Source organism: Nocardia flavorosea (genome assembly GCF_015477805.1).
GTDB classification, from domain to species: Bacteria; Actinomycetota; Actinomycetes; order Mycobacteriales; family Mycobacteriaceae; genus Nocardia; species Nocardia flavorosea_A.
On sequence record NZ_JADLQL010000004.1, the window covers coordinates 345,527 to 368,291 of the forward strand.

General features: G+C 67.1%; 16 protein-coding genes. 1 reads left to right on the forward strand and 15 read right to left on the reverse strand.

The genetic code is table 11. The features are described 5' to 3' along the window. On the reverse strand, nucleotides 1-2,559 hold the full coding sequence (locus IU448_RS20240; protein WP_195057223.1) for a serine/threonine-protein kinase: 2,559 nt from the start codon (nucleotides 2,557-2,559) through the stop codon (nucleotides 1-3). A gap of 212 nt (nucleotides 2,560-2,771) precedes the next feature. After that, on the reverse strand, nucleotides 2,772-4,292 hold the full coding sequence (locus IU448_RS20245) for an amino acid permease (RefSeq protein WP_195057474.1): 1,521 nt from the start codon (nucleotides 4,290-4,292) through the stop codon (nucleotides 2,772-2,774). A gap of 203 nt (nucleotides 4,293-4,495) precedes the next feature. Here IU448_RS20245 and IU448_RS20250 point away from each other — a divergent pair, with 203 nt between their 5' ends. After that, nucleotides 4,496-5,563, forward strand: coding sequence for an SPFH domain-containing protein (locus IU448_RS20250; protein ID WP_195057224.1), 1,068 nt, complete (start codon nucleotides 4,496-4,498; stop codon nucleotides 5,561-5,563). Nucleotides 5,564-5,617: 54 nt separating this feature from the next. Here IU448_RS20250 and IU448_RS20255 read toward each other — a convergent pair whose 3' ends face one another. The 13 genes from IU448_RS20255 to IU448_RS20315 form a co-directional block, all read right to left on the reverse strand. Next, a complete protein-coding gene (locus IU448_RS20255; RefSeq protein WP_324188646.1) occupies nucleotides 5,618-10,543 on the reverse strand; it encodes an NAD-glutamate dehydrogenase in 4,926 nt (1,641 codons plus the stop codon). A gap of 141 nt (nucleotides 10,544-10,684) precedes the next feature. After that, nucleotides 10,685-11,254: a hypothetical protein gene (locus IU448_RS20260; protein WP_195057225.1), complete on the reverse strand. Its 570-nt coding sequence runs from the start codon at nucleotides 11,252-11,254 to the stop codon at nucleotides 10,685-10,687. 186 nt (nucleotides 11,255-11,440) lie between these two features. Then, on the reverse strand, nucleotides 11,441-12,568 hold the full coding sequence (locus IU448_RS20265; protein ID WP_195057226.1) for a discoidin domain-containing protein: 1,128 nt from the start codon (nucleotides 12,566-12,568) through the stop codon (nucleotides 11,441-11,443). Nucleotides 12,569-12,657: 89 nt separating this feature from the next. Then, the gene (locus IU448_RS20270; protein ID WP_228813656.1) at nucleotides 12,658-12,999 is read right to left on the reverse strand and encodes a helix-turn-helix domain-containing protein; all 342 of its coding nucleotides are present in this window, start codon (nucleotides 12,997-12,999) and stop codon (nucleotides 12,658-12,660) included. Nucleotides 13,000-13,015: 16 nt separating this feature from the next. Further along, the gene (gene eccE, locus IU448_RS20275) at nucleotides 13,016-14,731 is read right to left on the reverse strand and encodes a type VII secretion protein EccE (protein WP_280459270.1); all 1,716 of its coding nucleotides are present in this window, start codon (nucleotides 14,729-14,731) and stop codon (nucleotides 13,016-13,018) included. After that, the gene (gene mycP / locus IU448_RS20280; RefSeq protein WP_195057227.1) at nucleotides 14,728-16,083 is read right to left on the reverse strand and encodes a type VII secretion-associated serine protease mycosin; all 1,356 of its coding nucleotides are present in this window, start codon (nucleotides 16,081-16,083) and stop codon (nucleotides 14,728-14,730) included. The genes eccE and mycP overlap by 4 nt, the downstream gene beginning before the upstream one ends. Then, nucleotides 16,083-17,630, reverse strand: a complete 1,548-nt coding sequence (gene eccD / locus IU448_RS20285) for a type VII secretion integral membrane protein EccD (protein WP_324188647.1) — start codon at nucleotides 17,628-17,630, stop codon at nucleotides 16,083-16,085. The genes mycP and eccD overlap by 1 nt, the downstream gene beginning before the upstream one ends. Next, the gene (locus tag IU448_RS20290; RefSeq protein WP_280459267.1) at nucleotides 17,627-19,258 is read right to left on the reverse strand and encodes an AAA family ATPase; all 1,632 of its coding nucleotides are present in this window, start codon (nucleotides 19,256-19,258) and stop codon (nucleotides 17,627-17,629) included. Before IU448_RS20290 ends, eccD begins: the two co-directional genes overlap by 4 nt. 40 nt (nucleotides 19,259-19,298) lie before the next feature. Then, nucleotides 19,299-20,165 (reverse strand): ESX secretion-associated protein EspG, encoded by an 867-nt coding sequence (locus IU448_RS20295; protein WP_324188648.1) that lies wholly within the window; start codon nucleotides 20,163-20,165, stop codon nucleotides 19,299-19,301. 47 nt (nucleotides 20,166-20,212) lie between these two features. Next, entirely contained in the window at nucleotides 20,213-20,509 is a 297-nt protein-coding gene (locus tag IU448_RS20300; protein WP_195057229.1) for a WXG100 family type VII secretion target, read from the reverse strand. A gap of 40 nt (nucleotides 20,510-20,549) precedes the next feature. Continuing rightward, the gene (locus IU448_RS20305) at nucleotides 20,550-20,963 is read right to left on the reverse strand and encodes a WXG100 family type VII secretion target (RefSeq protein ID WP_195057230.1); all 414 of its coding nucleotides are present in this window, start codon (nucleotides 20,961-20,963) and stop codon (nucleotides 20,550-20,552) included. Nucleotides 20,964-21,023: 60 nt separating this feature from the next. Continuing rightward, nucleotides 21,024-22,397, reverse strand: a complete 1,374-nt coding sequence (locus IU448_RS20310) for a PPE domain-containing protein (protein WP_195057231.1) — start codon at nucleotides 22,395-22,397, stop codon at nucleotides 21,024-21,026. 27 nt (nucleotides 22,398-22,424) lie between these two features. Further along, nucleotides 22,425-22,748 carry a hypothetical protein gene (locus tag IU448_RS20315; RefSeq protein WP_195057232.1) on the reverse strand — a complete coding sequence of 108 codons (324 nt, stop codon included), beginning with the start codon at nucleotides 22,746-22,748 and terminating at the stop codon, nucleotides 22,425-22,427. Nucleotides 22,749-22,765 lie beyond the last annotated feature (17 nt).

Below are 22,765 nucleotides of genomic sequence, written 5' to 3' on the forward strand. Positions count from 1 at the left end.
TCACCACCGGGTGCGTGGCCGGACGGTGTTGGCCAGATCCACCAGCCGATAGCGATGCAACCGATCGGGCGCCGTGCGCGCGAGAGCCCGCAACCGCGACTCCAGGCCACCGCGCAATCCCGGGATGGTCAGCGGGTAGCCGAGCAGGGTGGTATCGGCCGCGGCCGGGCGCATCCGGGACCGCAACCATTCCAGCGCGGCGCCGACCACCACGACCTGCATCTGCAAAACCCGCGGCTCGTCGGCGATCTCCAGCCGGGTGCCGGCCTCCATCAGGTCGACCTCGGTGATGTCACGGTGCGGCCGGGACACCAGCACCAGACTGCCGGTCATCCGCGCGGTCGTGTAGTGGCGTGAGGTATCGGGGACCTCGTCCAGCACCTGCACTGCCTCCAGGGGTGCGCCGTCCGCAGCCAGCCGGCGCGCCAGGCCGAAGGCAGCGCTCACCACCCCGTGGTTGGTGCGCCACACCAGCCGATAGAAATTTTCGGCCGCGCGGTGCCAGCGTTCGGAATCCGCCGGGTCTGCCGACGATTGCAACACCAGTTCTGCCGTACCGGCCAGCGCCAGCGCGGGCGCGATCTCGCCGGGCAGCATGGTGTGCACCTCGTCGAAGTGCAGATATGCGTGCTCGTAGCAGCCTTCCAGCAGCGCGGCCACGCCGGTGAACCATTCGATCCGCCAATCGGTCGCCTCCCGGGGACGAAGCACTTCGAGCAGCGCCCGCGCCGACTCCAGATCGCCCAGGTCCAGATGGGCGCGGACCGCGGCCAGCGCACCCTCGACCTCGAACGTCTCCGGGGCGTCGATGGTGCCCGCCGCAATACGTTCGGAGGTCTGCCGCAGCGAGTCGAGAGTCTGGCGCGCATCGCCGTACAGCAGCGGCGTGACCAGTTCGACGCTGGGGTCGTCGGCGTCGACCAGCGGGATCGGCAGCGCCGCCACCACCGCGGCGGCGTCCAGCCCCATACTGCGATGCACGCCGTCGACCATCCCGTCCGTCTGCCCGATCAGCGCGTCGATACCGAAATCGCCACGCAGCGAGCCGAATTCGACCGACGCCTGTGGGTGTTCTCGGCCGGTGTCGGCGGCCAGCACCATCCGCAGCACCCCGGCCATCTGGCAGTACATGGCGTAGGTGGAGGGAAACCGGCGGGACGGGTCGGGATGAGTGGCCCGGATCAGCAACCGGTGCAGGTACGGGTAAGTCGCCAGCAGTGGATACTGCTCCGGTGTGGGAGTCTCGGTGCGGGGGTTGCCGCCCGCGTCCTTGCTCAGGTCCAGGAAGAGAGCGGCCAGCGTGCGTCCGGCCGCGAAGATATCGGAGGCGACGGTGGGGCCTGTTTCGATGATCTCGGGCGCTTGATATCCGGGCGTGCCGTAGATACTTCCGTAGGACTCCATCGCAGCCACCGCGCCGAGGTCGATGAGTTTGACCTCTTCGTCGGTGACCATGATGTTGTCCGGTTTGAGGTCGTTGTAGGCGAGCCCGAGCGAATGCAGATAGTCGAGCGCCGGCAAGACCTCCATCAGGTAGGCCAGCGTTTCGGCCACCGGAATACCGTTCGGCCCGGCCAGGTCCAGAAGCTTTTTCAGGGATCGCCCGCCCACGTACTCCATGACGATGTAGCCGTCGGCCACCTCGCGGCGGGATCGGTGTTTGACGAAGTTGTAGATCTTGACCACGCCGGGGTGGGTGATCTCGGACAGGAACTGCCGTTCGGCCAGCGCCACCACATGCGCTTCGAAATCCTGTGGGTTCTGCAGGCCTTTCAACACCACCCAGCGGTCGCTGACGTTCGTATCGACGGCCAGGTAGATCCAGCCGAGACCACCGTGGGCGAGACATCCTTTGACCACATACTGTTCGGCCACCACCTCCCCCGCCGACAGCGCGGGCAGGAAGTTGTAGGCCGAACCACACTGCGCGCATTCCCCGGTCGCCGAACCCGGGCCCTCCGGCCCGGAGCGACCGGTGGGGGCCTGGCATTTCCAGCAGAAGCGTTTACCTTCGGGTACTACCGGATCCTCGAGCACCGCGGTCCCGGGATCGACCGGGTCCACCCGCGGCAATACCACCAGTCCGGCGCCGAGGCGGCGCACGCTGGGACGGGAACGGGAATTACGGCCCGACGGCGGATCGTCTTCGAAGCCGGCGAAGGGATCGAAATCGTCGGGGTCGTCCTCGTCGTCGGCCAGCAGCAGTTCGTCGAGATCGTCGTCGTCCGGTCCGCCGAGGCTGTTCAGCCGGGCGATATCGTCGCCGGTGAGAGCGGCGACGGCGCGGTCGAACTCGCTCAGCTCGGGCGCCGGCGGGGGCGGGCCTGATTCCGGCGGGGTGGCGGTGGCCGGGACCGAGCCCACGGTCACCGGCACGAAAACACCACCCGTGCCGGGAGGAGCGGCGGCGTCGGTGGGGCTGCGGGGTTGGCTCTGGGCCGATCCGGCGAGTAGTTCTTCGGCAGCGCGGGTGAGGTCGGATTCCGCCGGGTTGCGCTGCGGCCCGTCGCCGCCCGTGGTGCGGCGCGTCGACCAGGTGTGCGCCGCCCGCCTGGGCATCGCGGCGCCCCGGATCCGCCGCTTCGACCAGGGCGGAAGCGGACGTTCGGATGAGCTGGGATGCTCTGGCATGCACGACCTCTCAAACCCACTGGGGAACCGAGAGTCCATTGTTATCCCGGTACCCGGGCCGGGTGGATTCGAGGTTCCCTTCTCTGGGAATGGGACTTCCCCGGACGCGGGGCGCCCGGGGAAGTCAGTCGTATCCGTGTCTACCGTTTGTCGTCGGGCTCGTCCAGGATCCGGACGGTCGTATCGGGTTCCGGCGAAGAAGCCGGGGCCACGGCGGCGACACTGTGCTGCTGGGCCAGTTCGGCGACCCGCTTGCGGGCCAGGAACCAGCCACCGACCAGGGCGGGAACGCCGACCACGACCATCGCGATCACCGCTGCCCGCTGTTCGATTTCATCGCTGAACAGCATCAGCAGGACGACACCGGCCAGGAAGGCCAAGGTCGCGTAGTTGGTGTACGGGGCACCGGGCAACCGGAACTTCGGCCGGGTCACCTTGCCTTCCTGGGACCAGCGGTACAGCTTCTGCTGGCAGAGCAGGATCGCGGCCCACGAGAAGATGGTGCCCAGCGCGGAAACGTTCAGGACGATCTCGAATGCCTGCTCGGGCACCAAGGCGTTCAGTCCCACGCCGATCAGCGCGATGGCGCCTGTGGCCAGGATCCCGACGTAAGGCACGCCGTTCTTGGACATCCGGCCGGCGACCTGCGGCGCACTGCCGTTCATCGACATCGAGCGCAGGATGCGGCCGGTCGAGTAGAGGCCGGCATTCAGGCTGGAGAACGCGGCGGTCAGCACCACCAGGTTCATAATCGAACCCGCACCCTGGATGCCGATCTTGGAGAAGAAGGTCACGAAGGGGCTTTCACCGGCAGTGAAGACGGTGTAGGGCAGCAGGAGGGCGAGCAGGATCAGCGAGCCGACGTAGAACACTGCGATCCGGGCGATCACCGAGTTGATGGCACGCGGCATGATCTTCTCGGGGTTCTCCGTTTCACCGGCCGCGGTACCCACGAGTTCCACCGCGGCGTAGGCGAAGACCACACCGGTGGTGACGACGATCAGCGGCAGGAATCCGGTCGGGAACCAGCCGCCGTTATCGCTGATGACACTGAGCCCGGTGGACTGGCCGTCGATCTCGAAGCGGCCGGCCAGGAAAATCGTGCCGAGGATCAGGAAGCCGACGAGGGCCACGACCTTGATCAGCGCTGCCCAGAACTCGAGTTCACCGAACCACTTCACCGAGATCATGTTGATCGCGACCACGATGGCCAGCGCGATCAACGCGATCGTCCATTGCGGTATCACCTCGAACGCGCCCCAGAAGTGGACGTAGGTGGCGATCGCGGTGATATCCACGATGCCGGTCATGCACCAGTGGAAGAAGTACATCCAGCCGACCGAGAAGGCCAGCTTCTCCCCGTGGAATTCGCGAGCGTAGGAGACGAACGAGCCCGAGGAGGGGCGGTGCAGGACCAGTTCCCCCAGGGCACGCAGTATGAAGAATACGAAGATGCCGCAGACGGCGAATACCAGGAACAGACCCGGTCCGGCCTCGCGGAGGCGGCCGGCGGCACCGAGGAACAGCCCGGTGCCGATGGCGCCACCGATGGCGATCATCTGGAGCTGCCGTGGGCGCAGGGACTTGTGGTAGCCCGCGTCTTCGGCGTGCAGGCTGTCCGCCGGCGCCTGCTGTCCCCGAGGCTCTTGAACAGTGGTCATCATGTTGCCTTTCGAGTGGCGCAGATCATGTCTGCAAGCAATGTACCGCTAGACAGCGGCACGATCAATAGGTAGCCACTCTTGTATTTCAATGGATTCCAGCGGTTTTCGTGAAACCCGAGGTCCCAGCAGGGTTGGTACCCGATTGATTGCGCCGCTGAACGTCGATACGCTCGATTGCGACACCACCCGAGGAGCACCACATGGCCTGGTTCGAACGCGAGTTCATCGCCGTCCCGGAAACCGGTAAGAACCAACTCGTGTACAAGTGGCCGGACGTGAATATCCGGCGCTACTCACGCGCCATCGTCAACGCCGACGAAATCGCCCTGTTCGTCAAATCCGGACAGGTCATCGGAGCGCTGGGGCCGGGACGGCACCGCATCGACGCCGACCAACTGCCCGTGCTGGGCGCGCTCGTCGATACGCTTTCCGGCGGCAACTTCTACCGCGCGGAACTGTATTTCGTCTCCACCCGGGAGTTCACCGGCCTCGAGTTCGGTGGCCGGCTCGCCGATATCACCGATCCGGTGAGCGAGCAGGTGGTCACGCTACGGGTGTACGGCGAACATGCCCTCGCCATGCGCGATCCGGCCGTGCTGGTCACCTCGCTCACCGGCACCACCGATCTCGACGATCCCGTCGCGGTCAGGTCCTGGTGCCGCGCCCTGTTGCTCAAATCCATGAAGATCGCCGTCACCCGCGGGATTTCGCAGGGCCGCTGGCCGATACTGGGGCTTTCCGGTCATCTACCCGATATCGAGGCCGCGGTGATCGAGCACACCAACACGGTGCTCTACGAGTACGGGTTACGGATCCCCCGCCTCGGGAACTTCGACATCACACTCGCCCCCGAAGACACCGACCGGCTCAAGCGGCTGGCCAAGGACGTGACCTATATCCGGCTGGCGGGCGATTTCCGCCAGTACGCCGCCGGCGAGTTGGCGCTGGGAGCCGGGCAGGGCCTGGCCCGGCACGGAAACGAAGGCGGATTCCTCGGCGCGGCACTCGGAATCAACGCGCTGCAACACTATCCCGGCGAGCAGCCACCCCCACCCGCGGCCGAATCCCGCGAGCAACCCGCAATCCCCGAGAGCATCCGGCCGTCCTGCCCGCGCTGCCGGACGGTCAACCCGGACGGCGCGAAGTTCTGCGTCGACTGCGGCACGAACCTGACCGCTACCGGCGTCCACTGCCACGGTTGCGGCGCCGAACTGATTACGGCGGCGCGCTTCTGCGCCTCCTGCGGAACCGCGGTCGGCGGGAAGTAGAAACGACGCGACGGCCGGGCGAACTGTTCGCCCGGCCGTCGCCGTCAATATCGGTCAGGAGGTTCCGGCCATGGCGACGGCACCCGGGTCGGCACCGCCCACCAGACTGCGCACCTGCCGAACCGCCACCGAAAGAGTCGCCAGATCGTAACTCTCGCCCGCGAAAATCTCGGCCAGTGAGGCGGTGGCCCGGGTCAGTCGCGAGCGGTTGGTCGATTCCCAGTAGTCGATCGTCTCACCGATCGCGTCGCCGGGTTCACTGGCCACCGCGATATCCAGCGTCAGCAACCGCAGCGATTCGTAGAGATCATCGCGCACCGCGAGCCGGGCCAGCGTGGGCCAGCGCTGGCCCTGTTCCACATCGCCGACCGCGGTGAGCAGCCGTTCGATCTGGTAGTGCGAACTCAGCGCGAAATAGAGACCGGCGATCTCCGCGGGCTCACGGCCGGCGATATCGGCGATATCGAGAATATCGAGCAGCGGGAACCGGTGGATCAGCCGCAGTACCTCGCCGGCCAGATCGGCAGGCGCACCGCGCTCCACCAGTTCCGCCGAACGCTGCGCCAGTTCCGTGTCCAGATGTTGCGGGAGCCACTGCGGCATCCGCCCCGCGAGCTCGCGAACGCCCGCCTGGTACCGGGCGATATCGGCACCGATGGCGATCGGCTGTGGCCGGTTGAGCAGCAGCCAGCGAGCCGCGCGCGCCAGGGTGCGCCCGGCTTCCAGTTCCAGTTCGTCGCGTACGGCCGTCGGCATCGCGGTACTCCGGATCCGCGCCCAGATCGGCCGCAGTCCGAAGATGTCGACGGCGGTCGTGAAGGCGCGCAGCGCGTCCTCGGTCGTTGCCCCGACCTCCTCGGTGAGCTGGAAGGCGAAAGTGAGACCGCCATAGTCCACCAATTCGTTGACAGCTACCGTGGCGATGATTTCGCGGCGCAGCCTGTGCCGATCGATGGCCGCGGCGAAGCGGTCACGCAGCGGGGTCGGGAAATACTGCGCGAGCACCGCGGTGAAGGCCGGATTCTCCGGCAGGTCACCGGCGAGCACATCGCTTTTGAGCGCCAGCTTGACATGGGCCATCAAGGTCGCCAGCTCGGCCGATGCGAGACCGGAACCCGCGGCGATACGCCGTTTCATCTCCGCATCCGCGGGCAATGCCTCGAGCCGGCGGTCGAGTCCGTGCTGGTTCTCCAGAGCGGTCAGCACGCGGCGGTGCACCGCCGCGTGCGCCCGGGCGGTCGTCCGCGACAATCCCATCCGGAAGTTCTGCGACACGTTGTCACGCAGCACCAGCGTCGCGACTTCGTCGGTCATCGCGGCCAGCAACGGGTTACGCTCGGCAGCCGGAAGTTCCCCACTGGAAACCACGGTATCGAGCAGGATCTTGATATTCACCTCGTGGTCGGAGCAATCCACACCGGCCGAGTTGTCCAGTGCGTCGGTGTTCATCCGCCCGCCGTTTCGGCAGTACTCGATCCGGCCCAGCGAGGTGGCGCCGAGGTTACCGCCCTCGCCGATCACCTTGACCCGCAGCTCGTCGGCATTCACCCGGACCGCATCGTTGGATTTGTCGCCGACGTCCGCGTGCGACTCGCTGCTCGCCTTGATGTAGGTCCCGATTCCACCGTTCCACAGCAGATCGACGGGCGCGGTCAGGATGGCACGAATGACTTCCGGCGGAGACAGTTTGGTGATATCGGCGTCGAGCCCGAGTACCTGCCGCATTTCCGGAGTTATGGTGATCGCCTTGGCGCTCCGGTCGAAAACCCCGCCGCCCGTGCTGATCAGCGACCGGTCGTAGTCGGCCCAGCTCGACCGGGTCAATCCGAAAAGACGTTCGCGTTCCCGGTAGGACTGCGCGGCGTCCGGTTCCGGGTCCAGGAAGATATGCCGGTGGTCGAACGCGGCCACCAGCCGGATGTGCTCGGAGAGCAGCATGCCGTTGCCGAAAACGTCACCGCTCATATCCCCGACCCCGACGACGGTGAAGTCCTCGGCCTGGGTGTCGATATCCATCTCGGCGAAATGTCGTTTGACGCTTTCCCACGCGCCCCTGGCCGTGATTCCCATGGCCTTGTGGTCGTAGCCGACCGAGCCACCCGAGGCGAACGCATCGCCGAGCCAGAAGCCGTGCCCGGCGGCCACCTCGTTGGCGATATCGGAGAAGGTGGCTGTGCCCTTGTCGGCGGCTACGACGAGATAGGCGTCGTCTCCGTCGCGGCGAACCACACTCGCCGGCGGCAGCACCGCGCCGGTCACCCGGTCGAGATTGTCGGTGATATCGAGCAGGCCGGCGATGAACATCCGGTAGCAGGCGACACCCTCGGCCTGGCGGTTGCGCCGATCCGCGGCCGGGTCACCGGTGGCCGCGGGCGGGCGTTTCACGACGAAACCGCCCTTGGCGCCGACCGGGACGATCACCGCGTTCTTCACCGCCTGAGCCTTGACCAGTCCGAGAATCTCGGTCCGGAAATCCTCCAGCCGGTCCGACCACCGCAGTCCGCCGCGGGCCACGGCCCCGAACCGCAGATGCACACCCTCCATCCGGGGCGAGTACACGAAGATCTCGTACCGCGGGCGGGGCTGCGGCAGGAATTCGATCCGCTGCGGATCGAATTTCATCGAGAGGTAGGGCAGCGGTTCGCCGTGTTCGTCGTCGCGGAAATAGCTGGTGCGCAGCGTGGCCGAGATCAGTGCCAATACCGCGCGCAGGACCCGGTCGGTATCCAGCCCCGTCACCGCATCGATCTCGGCCTCGAGCCGGCGCGTCGTCTCCCGGGCCCGTGCGGCCGCGTCCTCGGCCGCCGCGGGATCGAAGTACGCCTCGAACAGCTCGACGAATCCGCGCACCGTCATCGGGTTGGCCAGCAGTACCCGGGTGATCGCCGCGATGCCGTACCCGAATCGCGACTGCTTCAGGTATTTGGCGTAGGCACGCAGCATCGTCACCTGCCGCCAACGCAGACCCGCACGCAGCACCAGTTCGTTGAGCCCGTCGACCTCTGCCGCGCCGAACCACATCGCTTCGACGGCGTCCTGGAATCGCTGCGCCAATCCGTCGCCGGAACGGTCGCCGCCGGGTACGGAATCCCCCAGATCGGCCGGACCGTTGTCCAGCACATCGCGCAGCAGCTCCGCCGGTACGCGCAACGAGAAGTCGTAGATCCAGCGCCGCCGGCCGTCGCCCAGCACGAGTGGATAGGGCCGCTCGTCGACGACCTCGACGCCCAGACTGTGCAGGACCGGCAGCACCCGGCTCAACGAAATACCCTCGCCCGCCACGTAGAGCACGAAACGCCAGGTTCCTTCCGCGGCGCCGGCGTCGCGATACAGCGCCGTGCCGATGGCGCCTTCCTCGAGCTGTTCGAGCCTGCGCAGTTCGCGAAGCCCTCGTTCGGGTTCGAATTCCTGCTGATAGCCGGCGGGGAAAGCGGCCGCGTATTCCCGGATCGTGGTCCGGGAAAGGTCCGGCGAGCCGCCGGCGGCGGACTCCAGCCGGTCCGCCCAGGTGCGAGTGGTGGCGAACAGCAGGTCCTGAATGCGCTGCCGGTTCTCTTCGGAGAGATCGGCCGGCGGGGTGCCGGTATCACGATGCACGGTGATGTAGACGACCGCCAGATCGGATTCGGTGACGCGGGCGGAATAGCCGATCCGCTGCCCCTGGAACTCGCAGCGCAGGATGTCTTGCATACGGAGACGTACCTGGTTGGAGTACCGGTCGTTGGGCATGTAGACCAGGCAGTACACCGCACCGCTGCGGGGATCCTCACGCAGGAACAGCCGGACCTGACGGCGCAGCCCCAGGTTCACGACCGCGGATACGGTTTCGAACAGGCGACGGAAATCAGCGGTGAACAGTTCGGCGCGCGGGACGCTCTGCATCACCTCGAGCATGCCCTGACCGGAGAACGAGTTGAGATCGAAACCCGCCGTTTCGATCACCTGGTGCACACGGCGCGAGATCACCGGAATATCCAGGATATCCTCGTGCAACGCGGTAACCGTGAGTGTGCCGACGAAGATGTGCTCATGGTAGGGCGGCGGCGGCACCTCTTCGCCGGGCCGTTCTCCCCCGGCGACATCGGTGTTCTCGACAACGCTGACGAAGTACAGATTCGACGCTCCCGGCACTGTGGAATCCGCCGAGCCGGTGGTCACCCGCAGTGCCTGATCGCTGGGCCCCGGTGCCGGGATCTGGATATCGGCGGCCGATCCGGCGCGCAGCACGCCGAGACCGGTATCGGGGATCGCCTGTGCCACCGCGTCGGCGTCCACATCCACCAGGGCGGGATACACCTTGCGTCCGGTATATCCGAGTACCGTGAAATGCCCGTCGGCGAGCCAGCGCAGCAGGTCGGCGTAATCGGTGAAATCGATATCGTCACCACCACCGGCGGTCCGCTCGAGACGCTCGGCGACATCGACCAGAGCTTCGGTCATCGCGGGCGTGTCCTCGTCCACGGCGCGCAGGCCCGCGAGCAGCTGCGGTATCTCGCGCTCGACGCGGTCGAGCAGTTCGTCGGGGATCGGGGTGGCCAGTTCGATATGGATCCAGGATTCGGCGGTTGCGGGGTATGTCTGCGCCGTGCGGCCGTCGGCGGCCCGGGGTGCGATATCGCGCAGCAGCCCTCGCGTATCGCGGGTGACCTCGAAGACGGGGTGTACCACGCCGGTTACGGCCGCGCCGAGCTGATTCAATCGTGAGGTGACCGATTCGACCAGCAGCGGCATATCGTCGTTGACGATCTGCAATGCCACACCCAGTCCGCTGGGGTCACCCGCCCGGTAGAGACGGGTCGCGATATGCCCTGGCGCCCGTTGCGCGGCGAGCTCGAAATGATGCTGGAGGATGCGCTCGGCCCGGTCGGCGATCGCCCACGTCGCCGTTTCGGATCTACTCCACCGGAAGTAGGCCGATTCGAGTTCGTTCGGATCGCCCCGGAACCGCTTCTGCGAAACCGTTTGCTGCACTGTGGTCACCTCGACACCTGCACTTTCCCTCACTGGATATGTCGCCAATCCAACCGGAGTCCAATGTACCGTTATTTAACGGTACATCATCAGCGAGCAAAAGCGTAGCCCCGGCTACCACCCAAAACGACTGGCAGCGGTCCCTCGCGACTACTCCAGCAACCCGGAGCGAGACAGGAACGCCTGCGCCGCCGCCTTGTCGGCGAAAGTGCCGGTATCGATACGCAGACCCGAGCCGGTATCCGCGTACAGCACAGCCGACGCCGCGCTGATGGATACGAAGACCGGACCGTCGGACACCACACTGCCGCCGGCCGACCGCCACTGCCGGACAGTCTGAGTGAGCTCCGCCGGCGCGAGAACCTGCACACGCAACACCAGCTCCCGTCCGTCGGTGATACCGCCGGACAGCAACGGATCACCGGCCGATACGACACACCGCTCGACACCGGTCGCCGGATCACGCGGCTCGCAAGCCGCCGACGCCAGCGAGCCGGGCAACGCCGGGCCCGGGCCGTTCAACAGGCCCGGATCCGTGAATCCGCCCGGCGGAAGCGAAAACGAACATGACCGGATCATCAAGAAGGCGAGCAGCACCAGGACGATCACCAGCACCCCACCCGCAGCGCTCCACTGCCAGGCCGGATGCGGTGTGCGTACAAGACCTTCCGCTTCCGGTACCAGCCGCGAACGGATGGCGCCCAGGACGGAACCGGCCACTGTCCTCGGATCCGGAACGCGGTCGTGCCCCGGCTTGCTGTGAGGTGCGGACGGACCGGGGGACACATCCGGCGAAGCGGCTGTCCGGCCCGGCACAGGCGCCGGCGCGCCGCAGTACACACACAGCGCACCGTCCACCGGATGACCGCAGTATCGACAGCTCAGCCCGGCCACCGCCGATACCTCCTATTGCCCGGTGATCACGATCGAGGAGATCGCCACGGTATTGACCGACGATTCACCGCTGGACTTCAGCACGGTGAGCACGATCTCGTTCGCGGTCACCGGCGGATCGATCGGGGTCACCACCAGCGACCGCTGATCCAACGTATCCTGGGTGAATATCGTCGCTTCCGTTTCCTCGTCCCCGTCGTCGAGTTCGTAGGACACCCGGCTCACAGTGCGGAATTTCGTCCACTGATCGGTCCCGTCACTGCCGACATGATCCCAGCCCGGCACGATCCCGATCGAATCCACCTTGTATTCCTTGCCGAGGTCGATACGCAGGATCTGGCCGTCCACCTTGTACGCCCGGACACACGACCACGCCTTGTCCGGCTCGCCCGAGAAGGCATCCATTCCGTCGGTACTGCCGGTCGGGCAATACGATTCGGCGCCTTTCACAGTGATGGTGCCACCCGTTTCCGCCACATCGGGGGGTGGCGCGGCGGAGGTGGGCGCGGGAGCCACGGCGAGCGGCCGCGTCTGTTCCTCGCTCCCCCCGCCCGTGAACACGAGCAGCACCACGATCAGCAGCGCCACCACCGCGGCCACCGCCAGCGCCACCTTGGGCTTGCGGAGTTGAGTGGTGACCTCCTGCACCATCTGCTGCGGCGTGGTCTTCTCGTTCCCGGCCGGAGCCGTCGACGCGGACTGCTCCGTGCTCTCCTGCCGGTCCTGGGCCTCACGGTTGATCCGGTCGGCAGCAGCCTGCGCGTAGTCCGGTCCGAAACCGTCGGCGGCAGCGGGCGTCTGCCCGCTCAGCAGCGCATTGATCCGTTCACTGGCCGAGGGGCCCACCGAAGACCGCCGTGGCGACACGGCTTCCGCCGGCTCGTCGTCCGGCAGCTCGGCAGCGTCGGGGGCGGGCCGCTCCCGCGGAGCGGATTCGGGTGAGACGAACAGCGAATCGTCCACCGGCGGCGCCGAAACACCCGACGGTGCGGAAACCGCGGCAATACCTTCCACTGGATCGGCCGCGCTCTCCCCGCCGACTTCTATCTCCGGGGAGCCGAAATACGGATCGGACAGCAGCGCGTCGAGAATCGCACCACGATGGCGGAGAAATAGATCTCCCGGATCCGCGTCGGGCATAGCCGGATGGTAGCCGCTTTCCACCCTCGCACTCGGCCCGCTATTCCCGCGCCCGAGAACACACAACCGGGCGCGGGAACCTCCGGGGGCTACCGGACGAAATACTCCGGTGGCACATCGAATACCCGAGCGAGTGCGATGATCAGATCCAAGCGCGGAATCGCATCGCCGTGGATCAGCCGATACAGGCCGGATTGGGAAACCGGAACGTCCGGATAGGCCAGTTCCAGATGCTGGGCCAGCGAGTACAGGGTCAGCGACCGGGTCGACCCGTCCTCGGTGGACACCACCGATTCGGCGATCAACTCCGATAATCGACTCGAAAAGACCGCCGCAGCGGCCCGCCGGGGAGTCAGCTCGCCTCCATTACCCGGGTGCTCGACAGCGTCGACCCCCGACTGAGAATCCTCCGGTGTCACAATGAACGACATTACCTGTCCGTCCGAATCACTGGGCCCGTCGCCCGATAGGTCGAGAAAGCGGCGTGGTGGCGCCGGCCGAAACGGACGGCGGTGTGATCTGCTGCCTCGGTTCGGTGAAATCGAGATAGCGGGTTTCCCCGCGCGGTTCGATGAGGTCGACCCGCACCGTCCGCATCGGGATGCTCACGTCCAGGCTCGTCTCCCCGACCTGTTCGATGGCCAGATCGGCCGAACGACTCCGGCGCCCACCGGGATCGCTGATCGATACCGCGGTGGGTGCTGCAGTGCCCTGCACCGGTACCTGGTCGAACACGGCGATCGTGGCATCGGGGTTCGAACTCCGCTCCTCGTCACCGGATTCGCCGGCGAGCCACAGCGACCGCGGGTCGCCGACCGCGGTGACCAGATGCTGCCAACGTTGCGGCCGGCTCGTATGAACCTCGATATCGGCGCCCGTTACCGTCGCCCGCAGAATGATCTGCTGGGCAACCTGCAGCTCCGCGTGGACGTCCACGGAACGACGGCGCGGGTTGTAGCGCGCGGGATCGAACAGCGGCATCGCCAGCCGGTGCCGCGGCTGACCGCTGATGGCGCCCAGGATCTGGCCGTTCGGCCCGATCGGCACGGACAGACCCGCCGCGATCTCATCGGGAGCGGCCGCGATGGCGCGCTCGTCCCGGGTGAGGTCGCGTACGGAAGTTCCGGTGGGCAGTGTCGCCCGGAAAGCCGCCAGCTGTTGCCCGGGCAGCCGGCGCAGATAGTCGGGCAGCGCATCTTCCATCGCGGGCCCGACGTAGCGCACGACCGCACGCGGCCCGTCGTGCAATCCGGAAAGGCTCACCACCAGAGTCGTACGCCCGTTGCTCCAGGTCCAGCAGTCGTCGAGCGTGACCTCGTCCAGGCGCTGCCAGTCGATCCCGAAACTGGTGACGAAACGGCCGGGCACCGCGGTCGGCAGGCAGTGCCACGCCTCCCGGATCTCGTCGAGTTCGACACCGGCGTGCAAGGCCCGGAGCGCATCGGTCAAAGCGTCGGCGGGTAACGCGTGCGCCGCGACCCCGCGCTCGCGCAACCGGCCCGCGATGCGATGCGCGGCTGTGGCGAGCGCCTTCGGCGCCACCACCGAGCAAGGACCGCGTTTGGCCAGCGCGGCCAGGTTCCGCTGCTGGTCCAGTCGTACCACCAGCCAGGTGAGCCGATTGCCCACCACGGGATTCGGGCCGATCAGCTGGTCGTAGAGCATGCTGTAACTACCGGCGGAACGCACTCGCTGACCGGTGGTGACGATATCGATATCGACCGCGATCCCGTACTGGTCGAGCATCGGGAGCAGCGCGGCAGCACCTACCGTGTCCTCGGTGTACACCGTCTGCTCGGCGATCACGGTAGGCAGGTCCAGGTTGGGCGCCAGCTGGATCACCGCGACCATGACGTCGCCGTCCTCCTGGATACCGCAGACCCCCGCGGGTACTCGGACCTCCCGGATAGGCGGCAGACCGGTCAGCTCCGCTACCCGTCCGGTACGGCCACGCCGGAAATCGGCCCAGTCGAGCACCCAGCGCACCGGCGTCCGGCCGCGTATCCGCACCGTCACCGACAGGATCACGAATCCGAAGACCACCGCGCCGACCCACAGCGGCGTCTGCGGGGTCAATCCGACTGCCACCACACTGCCTCCGACCACGGCACAGGCGAAGGGGCCGCGTTCCACACCCGCGACCCGCCGATCGGGCACATTCACCGTGCCCCCCGCTGGGTGCCGCCCCAGTACGCGGCTCCCGCACCGAGCAGAACCGCCACCACGATGACAGTGGCCGCCGCCAATCCCGGTTTCCGGTCCGCGGCGCGCTCCGGCGGCGGCAATTCGAGCACCTGGGCCTGGAACAGCCCCGCGGGCGGTTCCGGTGGGGTTCGGTAGCTCAGGGCGCGCAACGGATCGATCACCCCGGCGCCCACCGCATTATCGATTCCCCGGGCGGGTGCGTGCGCACTGGCCTGCAATCGGGCGGCGATCTCGGCGGGCGTCTCGTTCGGGAACCGGGAACGCAGCAACGCCGCGACACCGGCGACATAGGCTGCCGCGAAGGACGAGCCGCCCACCGGCACCAGCTTGCCGGGCGCACCGACCCCGTTGATGAGTCCGCCGCCGCCGGGCCCCAGCGATTCGATCCCGGTCCCGGGCGCCGCCACGGAAACCCAGGGACCGGTGAGTGTTTCGTCGGTCACCGCACCGTTGGCGGTGGTGAACCCCACCGTCAGCACCGCGGGGCTGAACCATCCCGGTGTCGAGATCGTCTCGACACCGGCCCAGTTCCGCGGATCCCCGGGCCGGCCGGGATCGATCTCCGGATTCTGCCGGCACTGGCCGCCGCCGGTATTGCCAGCTCCCGCGACGATCAACGCACCGCGCACGTGCACCGCGTAACCGATGGCCGCAGCGAGCATTCCCTGGTCGATACCCGCATCGGCCGCCACACAGACCGGGACGGGGACCGCGATGATGTTGGCGCCCTGGTTGGCGGCATGGGTGATGGCCCGCGCCATGGCCCTGATCTCCATGGCCGCCTGTTCCCGCTGGTCGGCCGACGCGCGTTGCAGCCGGAAGGCACCGGACCGGTACCTGATGGAGATGATCCGGGACTCCGGCGCCACTCCGCTGAATGCGTCGGCCGGATCGGCCGCGGCCCCGATGATCCCGGCGATCAGGGTGCCGTGGGCGTCGCAATCGGAAAGCCCGTCACCACCGGCCGCGACGTAGTCGCCGCCGCCGACCAGATTGGGTAGCCGGGGGTTGGGCGACGCGCCGGTATCGAGCACCGCGACAGTGACACCCGCGCCCCGGCTGAGCGAGCGGGCCCGACCCAGGTCCAGTGCCAATTCCGGCGGCGGCACCCGGGACAGGTCGGTATCGGGCAGCACCCCCGTCGCGAGACAGCCCTTGTCCTGTTCGGTCGGACGCTCCGGGCCGGGCGGTCCGTCCTCCGGTGGCGGCCCGACGACCACCTCCGGCGGTTGCACGGCCAGCGCCGGCGCCGCGGTGGTGAGCACGACCAGGCCGGTCAGCGCCGTGATCACGGCCCTGCCGAATTTCATCACAGCCCCCGCATGGCGGTGTACACGCCCATGATCCAGAAGGCGATGATCGGAACGACGACGATGAGCAGATATTCGATGATGTCGATTACGCGCCTGGTCACCGGGTTCAGCCGTTTACCGGGGAGACGGAGCGCGGCGACGCAGGCGCCGCCCGCGATGATCCCCACGATCAGTACGACGATCAAACGGGCATACGGCGTCTCATAGTGACCCACCAGGACCGCGGCAATACCCAGAACGACCACGGTCGCCCCGCAGACCAAGGCAATCGCCTGTACCCGGTCGGGATACCAGCGCGACCGCATGGCGAGCAGACCGGCGACGGCGACACCCATGATGATCTCCCGGATCCCGCCGGGGCTGACCACGGCGCAGATCACGGTCGAAACCGCCAGCAACGCCGATATCGTGGTGACGAGCCCGCGCAGGCTGGTCACTGCCAGGCGTGCCCGGCTCTCGATACCGTTCTCGTGGTTGCGCCGCCGCTGTTCGGCCTCGGCGGACGCTTCCGCGTCCAGATCCCCCTCCGGGGTGGCGGCGGCGTCGAAGATATCGGTGAGGGTGGCCGGAGAGACTTCACTGCCGGGATCCGGCAGATCTGGTGGCCGGATACGCGCGATCGCCACGGCGATACGCGGAGCGAGGCTCAACAGGACCAGGCCCACGAACACCGCACCGCCGGCGACCTGCCGGACCAGCAGGTCCGAATAGGTCAGCGGGAGTACCGCCGCGGCGACCACGACGCCGAGCCCGGTAACCGCCATCAAGGTGGCGATACCCGACCCGGTCGCCCGCATCAGCCCGACCATGGCGACGGCCACCACCACCGCGCCCGCGGCGATATTCGCGGGCGCGAACGGACCCGGCTCCCCGTAGGCGGGTGGTACGAGCATGGCGCTGCCGGCGAACAGCAGCGGCACCGAAGTCAGGGCCAGCCCCAGCGAGATCCGCTCGGCCGCGCCGCGGTTGCGGGCGACGAAGGCACCGGCCCAGCACAGTATCCCGAACAGCAGCGCGGGTAGCCCGCACCACAGCAGTGACCCGGTCTCCGTCCACATCCACGACAGCAGAGTTGCCAGAGCCACCGCGCCGACCCCCAGCACACCCAGGCCCACCACGGCGGCGGTATCGGCGTCGAATTCGGTGAACTCCCGCTCGTTGATCAACGCGAGCGCGTCGGTGATGTCCTCCACGACCGGCGTGAACACCTCGGCCGACTCCACCGTGGCCAGCATCAGGGCGGTGCCGTCGACGATGTCGTGATCGGCCAGGCTGCGCCACCGCGGCATCGGCTGCTCGCCGGGGCGGGCCAGGCTCCACTGGCCGGTCGGCGGAGTGAAATCCACCTCGTCGTCGTCGATGGCCGCGGACAGCACACCGATCAGATCGTCGATGAAGGTTTCGATGGTGAATTTGGTCGGCACCACGACGTCGACCTGGTAGCTCGCCACCATCACGGCGATTCGCGCCCGGGCGACCTCCGCCGAGGCCGGACCGCCGCCGCCTGCGGCGGCCGGAGGAGCGGCGGTCTGGACCGTTGTCACAGTCGTCCTCCAGCGCCGGCGGGACCAACTTCGTAACCGGGGAAATCGTCGGCGAGACCGGCAGCCAGTTCTTCGAAAGCCAAGGCAGTTTCTTTCTCGAGCATCCTCAGGTCGACCTCACCGCCCTCCGCCAGATGCGTGTCGAACGGTATCCGGCAGGTGGGCCGCTGGGCACTGGCGAACAGTTTCTCGATCGCCTCCACGTCCACCGTCGGTTTCACCGGCTGATGATGGACGATAGCCACCATCGATGCGGCGATGAGGTGATCGAAACCGTGGGAGCTCAGCCAGTTCAGCGTCGCGACCGCACCCGTCACCCCGCCCACGGTCGCCGGGGTGACGACGAGCACCGCGTCGCTCGAACGCAGCACCATATCCGTCGCCGAATCGAGAACTCCGGTTCCGCAATCGACCAGCAGCAAATTGTAGTGCTTGCGCAAAGTCTCCACGGCGATCCCGTATTCGGTGCCGGACAGCGCAGCGGTGGCATCGCTGTTCCACGGCGACGCGACAACCGCGAGATCCGCGGCATTGACCGCGGTATAGGCGTGGACGGAAGAAAACGAATCCAGGGCGTGGGAGGCCGTGGCGAGATCCCGCAGCGTCAGCCCGTAGGGATGGCGCACGGTACGAGTCGACAGGTCGCCGAAGTCGGGGTTGGCGTCCACCGCGGCCACCCGGTCCGGGCGCATTTTCGCGAATGTGGAGCCGAGGGCGGCCGTTGTCGTCGTACGGCCGACACCGCCCTTCACACTCACCACCGCGATCTGATAAGGCGTGGTGAGTGCGCGGCGGACCCGGTTGCGCCGGTCCTCGGCGCGTTGCTCGGCAGGCGAGAGCCCGAAGCTGAACCCGACCTTGTTCAACGCCCCCCGCACACCGGCGTTCGACCGCAGATGGGCCTGGCGCACGGCGGCGATATCGGCCAGCAGCTCGGGCGAGGCGAGAGTGGGCGGCAGGACCGCGGATCGGTTGTCGTAGCCGGACCGGGAGATCCGTTCCAGCACATGCGCGGAATTATTGTTCGCGCCGGCCGGCGCACCATGGGTGCGATACCCCTGCGGTGCCACCTGTTCCTGACCGCCCTGGGTTTCCGCATGCGACCGGGGACTCGCATAGGTGTGCCCGGCACCCATAGCCGGAGCACCCTGCCACTGCTCGGACGAATCGGCCGGTGGCGGTGCGGCGCCGGTGGCTGCGGGGCCGCCCGGGGCCGCGGCAGTCGGCACAGCGCCGACCACCGGGGAGCCGGGAATACCCGGGCCGGGTGCGGCCGGTGGTGTTTCGCCGGACGGCTGCGGAACTCGGGAGCGACCGGGGTCCACGCCCGGCCCCGCTTCCGCCTGCGGAACCGTCTGCCCCGGAACCGGGGGCGGCGCCGGGGCTTCCGTCCGCCCCAGGTCGAGCGATGACCCGCCGGCCGTCTGCGGTGCCGATGCCGAATCCTGCGGCGGGGCGACGGCAGCGGCCGGGCCGGCCGTGCTGCGATCCTGCCCGGCCGCGGCTTCCGTGCCGGCGACGGTCGCGTCGGCGGTTTCGTCGCCGCTCTGCTCGACCTGCGCGAAGTAGGCGTCGTATCCCCCCTGCGTCAACGCGGACGCGGCCGGATGACCGTTCGTTGCCGACACTCGGTTCATAATCGTCGTCCTCTCGTCGAGCTCAGGGACGTCACGGGGTACGGGACGTATCGAACCAACTCCGGCCGGGCAGCAGGTCGATCAGGGCGTCGATACCCGCCTCGATCGCGGCATCGTCGCCCGGTTGGAAGGTCGACCATAGCTGTCCGTCCATAGCGGCGCGGGGGTTCACGATCAGGCGACCGGTCATGGTGTCCAGAACGTTCACACCCGCCCGGGTGTGTATCGATCCCGAACCGCCGTCGCGGTGTTCGATCATGACGATCTCGGCACGGCGCACCACCTCGGCCATCGCCCGGGTGATAACGCCCGCTGCGCGCGGGGTCGCGCCCAGTTCACACAACACTCTCCGCCGCTCCTCCGCATCGTCCGGAACGGCCTGCAGTTCCTCTACCGGCGCCGAAACCGGCTCGAACTGAAGTAAAGGGTAGTCACCCAGAGCCGATTTCACCACGGCGGTGTGGGTATTCAGCCGGCGGCCCTGGTGGAACACCGGCTGAATCACCACATGGTCGTCACAGCGGATCGCCAGTACATGGCTGTCGCCGTCGCGAACCAGCGATATGCGCAGCATCGTCGGCTCGTGGCCGGCGCTGCCGTTGTCCATGACCCGCACCGCCAGTTCCATATCCGGGCGGTGCAAACTGTGCAGCCAGGATGCGATCGCCGGATGCACCCGGCCGTCCTCGACGATGCCCGCTTCTGTGAGCTGATCGGTGACGACCGCATGCACCTTGTCCCGAACCGCGATATCGGGAATATTCGGCAGGATGGCGAGAACGGCCGGATAGGAGTCGATGCCGACCATGTTCTGGAGAACGAGGGCGGCATCGACGTTCAGGTCGACCGAAGTCGGACCTGTCTCCGATTCCGGTCCGTATCGGTCGCCCGCGATCACGGGCTCCGATCCGGTCCGCGGAGTATCCCGAACTGAATCGGCCGAGGTCATGCCCGGAACATGGACCCTACCGAGATGTCGACGACGTCCATGTCGCCGCCCTTGGTGGAAGTCCGGACGATCTTGCCGTTCAGACCGGCCAGAGCACCCTCATAAGCGTTCAGCTTAGCCTCGAGTTCGTTGGTGACGTCGGTGTAGCCCTCGGCACCCGAACCCTGGAAGCCTTCCAGGAGCGCGGTTTTCAGCTGGCGCATATTGGCGATGTTCTGATTCATACCTTCGATTATCGCCGACACCCGGCCGGTCGAAGCCTCGACTTCACCGTAGTTGAATTTAATTGCCATGGGATTCCATCCTTACTGTGCCGGTAATGCCCGGTGCCACTCAGGCCCAGGACTTGGTATCGACCTGCTCGACTACCGCCGAGCGGGTACCGTCGTCGTTCTGCGTCCAGTTGTCCCAGGTGCCGGTGCCTACCCCGGCATCCACTGCACCGTCCGCCCCCATCTCGAAATTGATCATGCCCTGCGCATCGAGGTCGGCGCCGTCGAGCTTTACGCCGGCATTCTGCATATTGTCGACGATGTTCTGCAGGAAATTGGCCAGCTCGACACCTCGCTGGTACGAATTGCCGAGCGCGTTGTAGATCGCCGTACCGGTAGCACCGGTAACCGCTGCCTGCAACTCGTCCTGCGTACCGACCAATGCCTTGAGGTGGCTCTCGAGCTCGCCCAGGCAGGCGGCCGTGTGGTTGGCAGATGAGTACATCTGCTCTGGATCGATAGTTGTCCAGTTCATAATTCTTTCCTTCCGAGGAGGATGAAGAACCGCTTCGCTTCAGATAGCGAAGGGGCGTGCTCAGTGCGGCTCGGGCCGGCGCGCGTCGTGATCGTCACCGTCGAGCCGCTCGAGTACTCCCACCAGCGACGACTCCGTGTCGTCGTCCACGATGAGCTCGTCGTCGGGTTCGTACTCGATGACGCCGATGGCCGGTGGACGTTCCAGCACCGGCACGTCGACGTGTTCGCCGGGTGCGAAAACTTTGCCCGGCTTGTCCTCATCCTCCTTTCTGCGTCGTCGCATCCGCGCGGTCGGCGCGCTGACGCCCGGCCGGGAAGCGGGGCGTCCCACCGGGGCCGTCGATGCCGTCCCGGTGCCGGCGCCGAATGCCGTTCCGGTCCCGGGCTTCCAGTTGGCCGGCATCCGGAAACCGGTGGCCGCGCCCGACATCGACCCGAGGCCGCCACCGACCATCCCGAGGCCCACCAAGCTGCCGATTCCACCGCCCATCGCCGTGAGTGTCGGCGAGGTCGAGGAAGTACCGAACAGGCTGTCCTGGCCGAAGAGTTCCGGGTCGATCCGGCTCGGATCCGAATGGTTGACCAGGTCCTGGATCATCGAGTCGGTGAGCTCGGGCGGCATGTTCTGGCCGGGGTCGGTGATCTGGTTGGACACGGGATCGGATGGGGTGGTCGTCGGATCGGACACCCCGTCGCCACCCGGTCCTGTGCTGTCCTGCGGCCCCGGGCCGGGGCCGGAGTCGGGGCCACCACCGGTATCGCTGCCGGTATCGGGGCCGTTCTGCAACAGCTCGTTCAGCACCCCGGTGTGATCCAGCGGCCCCGAACCGTTCAACAGCTGAGTTCCCGCGCCCGGTCCGTTGACAATCGGTGGGGGCGGCTCGATCGGGATGGCGAGCAGTTCCTTGACCGTCCCGGTTGCCTGGATCTCGTACCGCTGCATGGATTCGGCCGCGCGCAGACGCAGGATCATGTAGTCGATCTCGGCTTCTGCCACCATCATCGCCGCCACCCCCAGTCCGACGACGCCCACCCCACTGGCAGTGGCGGTAGCCATCGCCGTATGCGCCTGGGCCCGTTTGACCATGGCCTTGAGGATTTCGGCCAGGGTGGGCATGGACCGCTTCGCCTGGATGTGGTCATATGCCGAGTCCTCGGCGATACGGGCGATACGGGCGGCGAGATCGACCTGGTCGCGAACCCAGGAAGAATGGTTCCGGAACGCCGCTTGCGCGCGTTCGGATCCCAGCCCTTCCCAGGAATTCGCCATATCCACGGTAGAGCTGTCCGTCCCGCTCGCCGCCCGGGCCAAAGCCCTCGCGATTTCCGCGTACGCGTCCGCGGCGCCTTTCAGCGGCGCAACGCCGGGACCGCTGAACAACTGAAACCAATTGGCCAGCGGACTGTTCGCAAAATAGTCGACGAACGGCATGACGACCCTGTGCTCGCTACAGCAGGACTAGGAGCAACCGAACCTCGATCCGGCGGTGTTGACCGAACTCCCGCACACCTCGTCGCTCACCTCATAACTGATATCCGCGGGCACCAGAGTCTGGCTACCGAGCGTGTGCTCGATGCCGCCGATCCCGAGATTCGGCAGGAAGGCCAGGGTGATGGCCTGGAGGGCCGTCGACTGCAGCATGCCCGGCACATGCGGGCCCGGCGGCATGGCCGCGGCCTTCGGCGCCTGACCGGTCACGTAACCCGCGAGCGTCGACTGGTCGACTCCGAGTTTGGCGCTGATCTTGGGAAGTTGTCCTTCGAGAACTGACAATGCAACCATGGAGGCCTCCTGAGGAT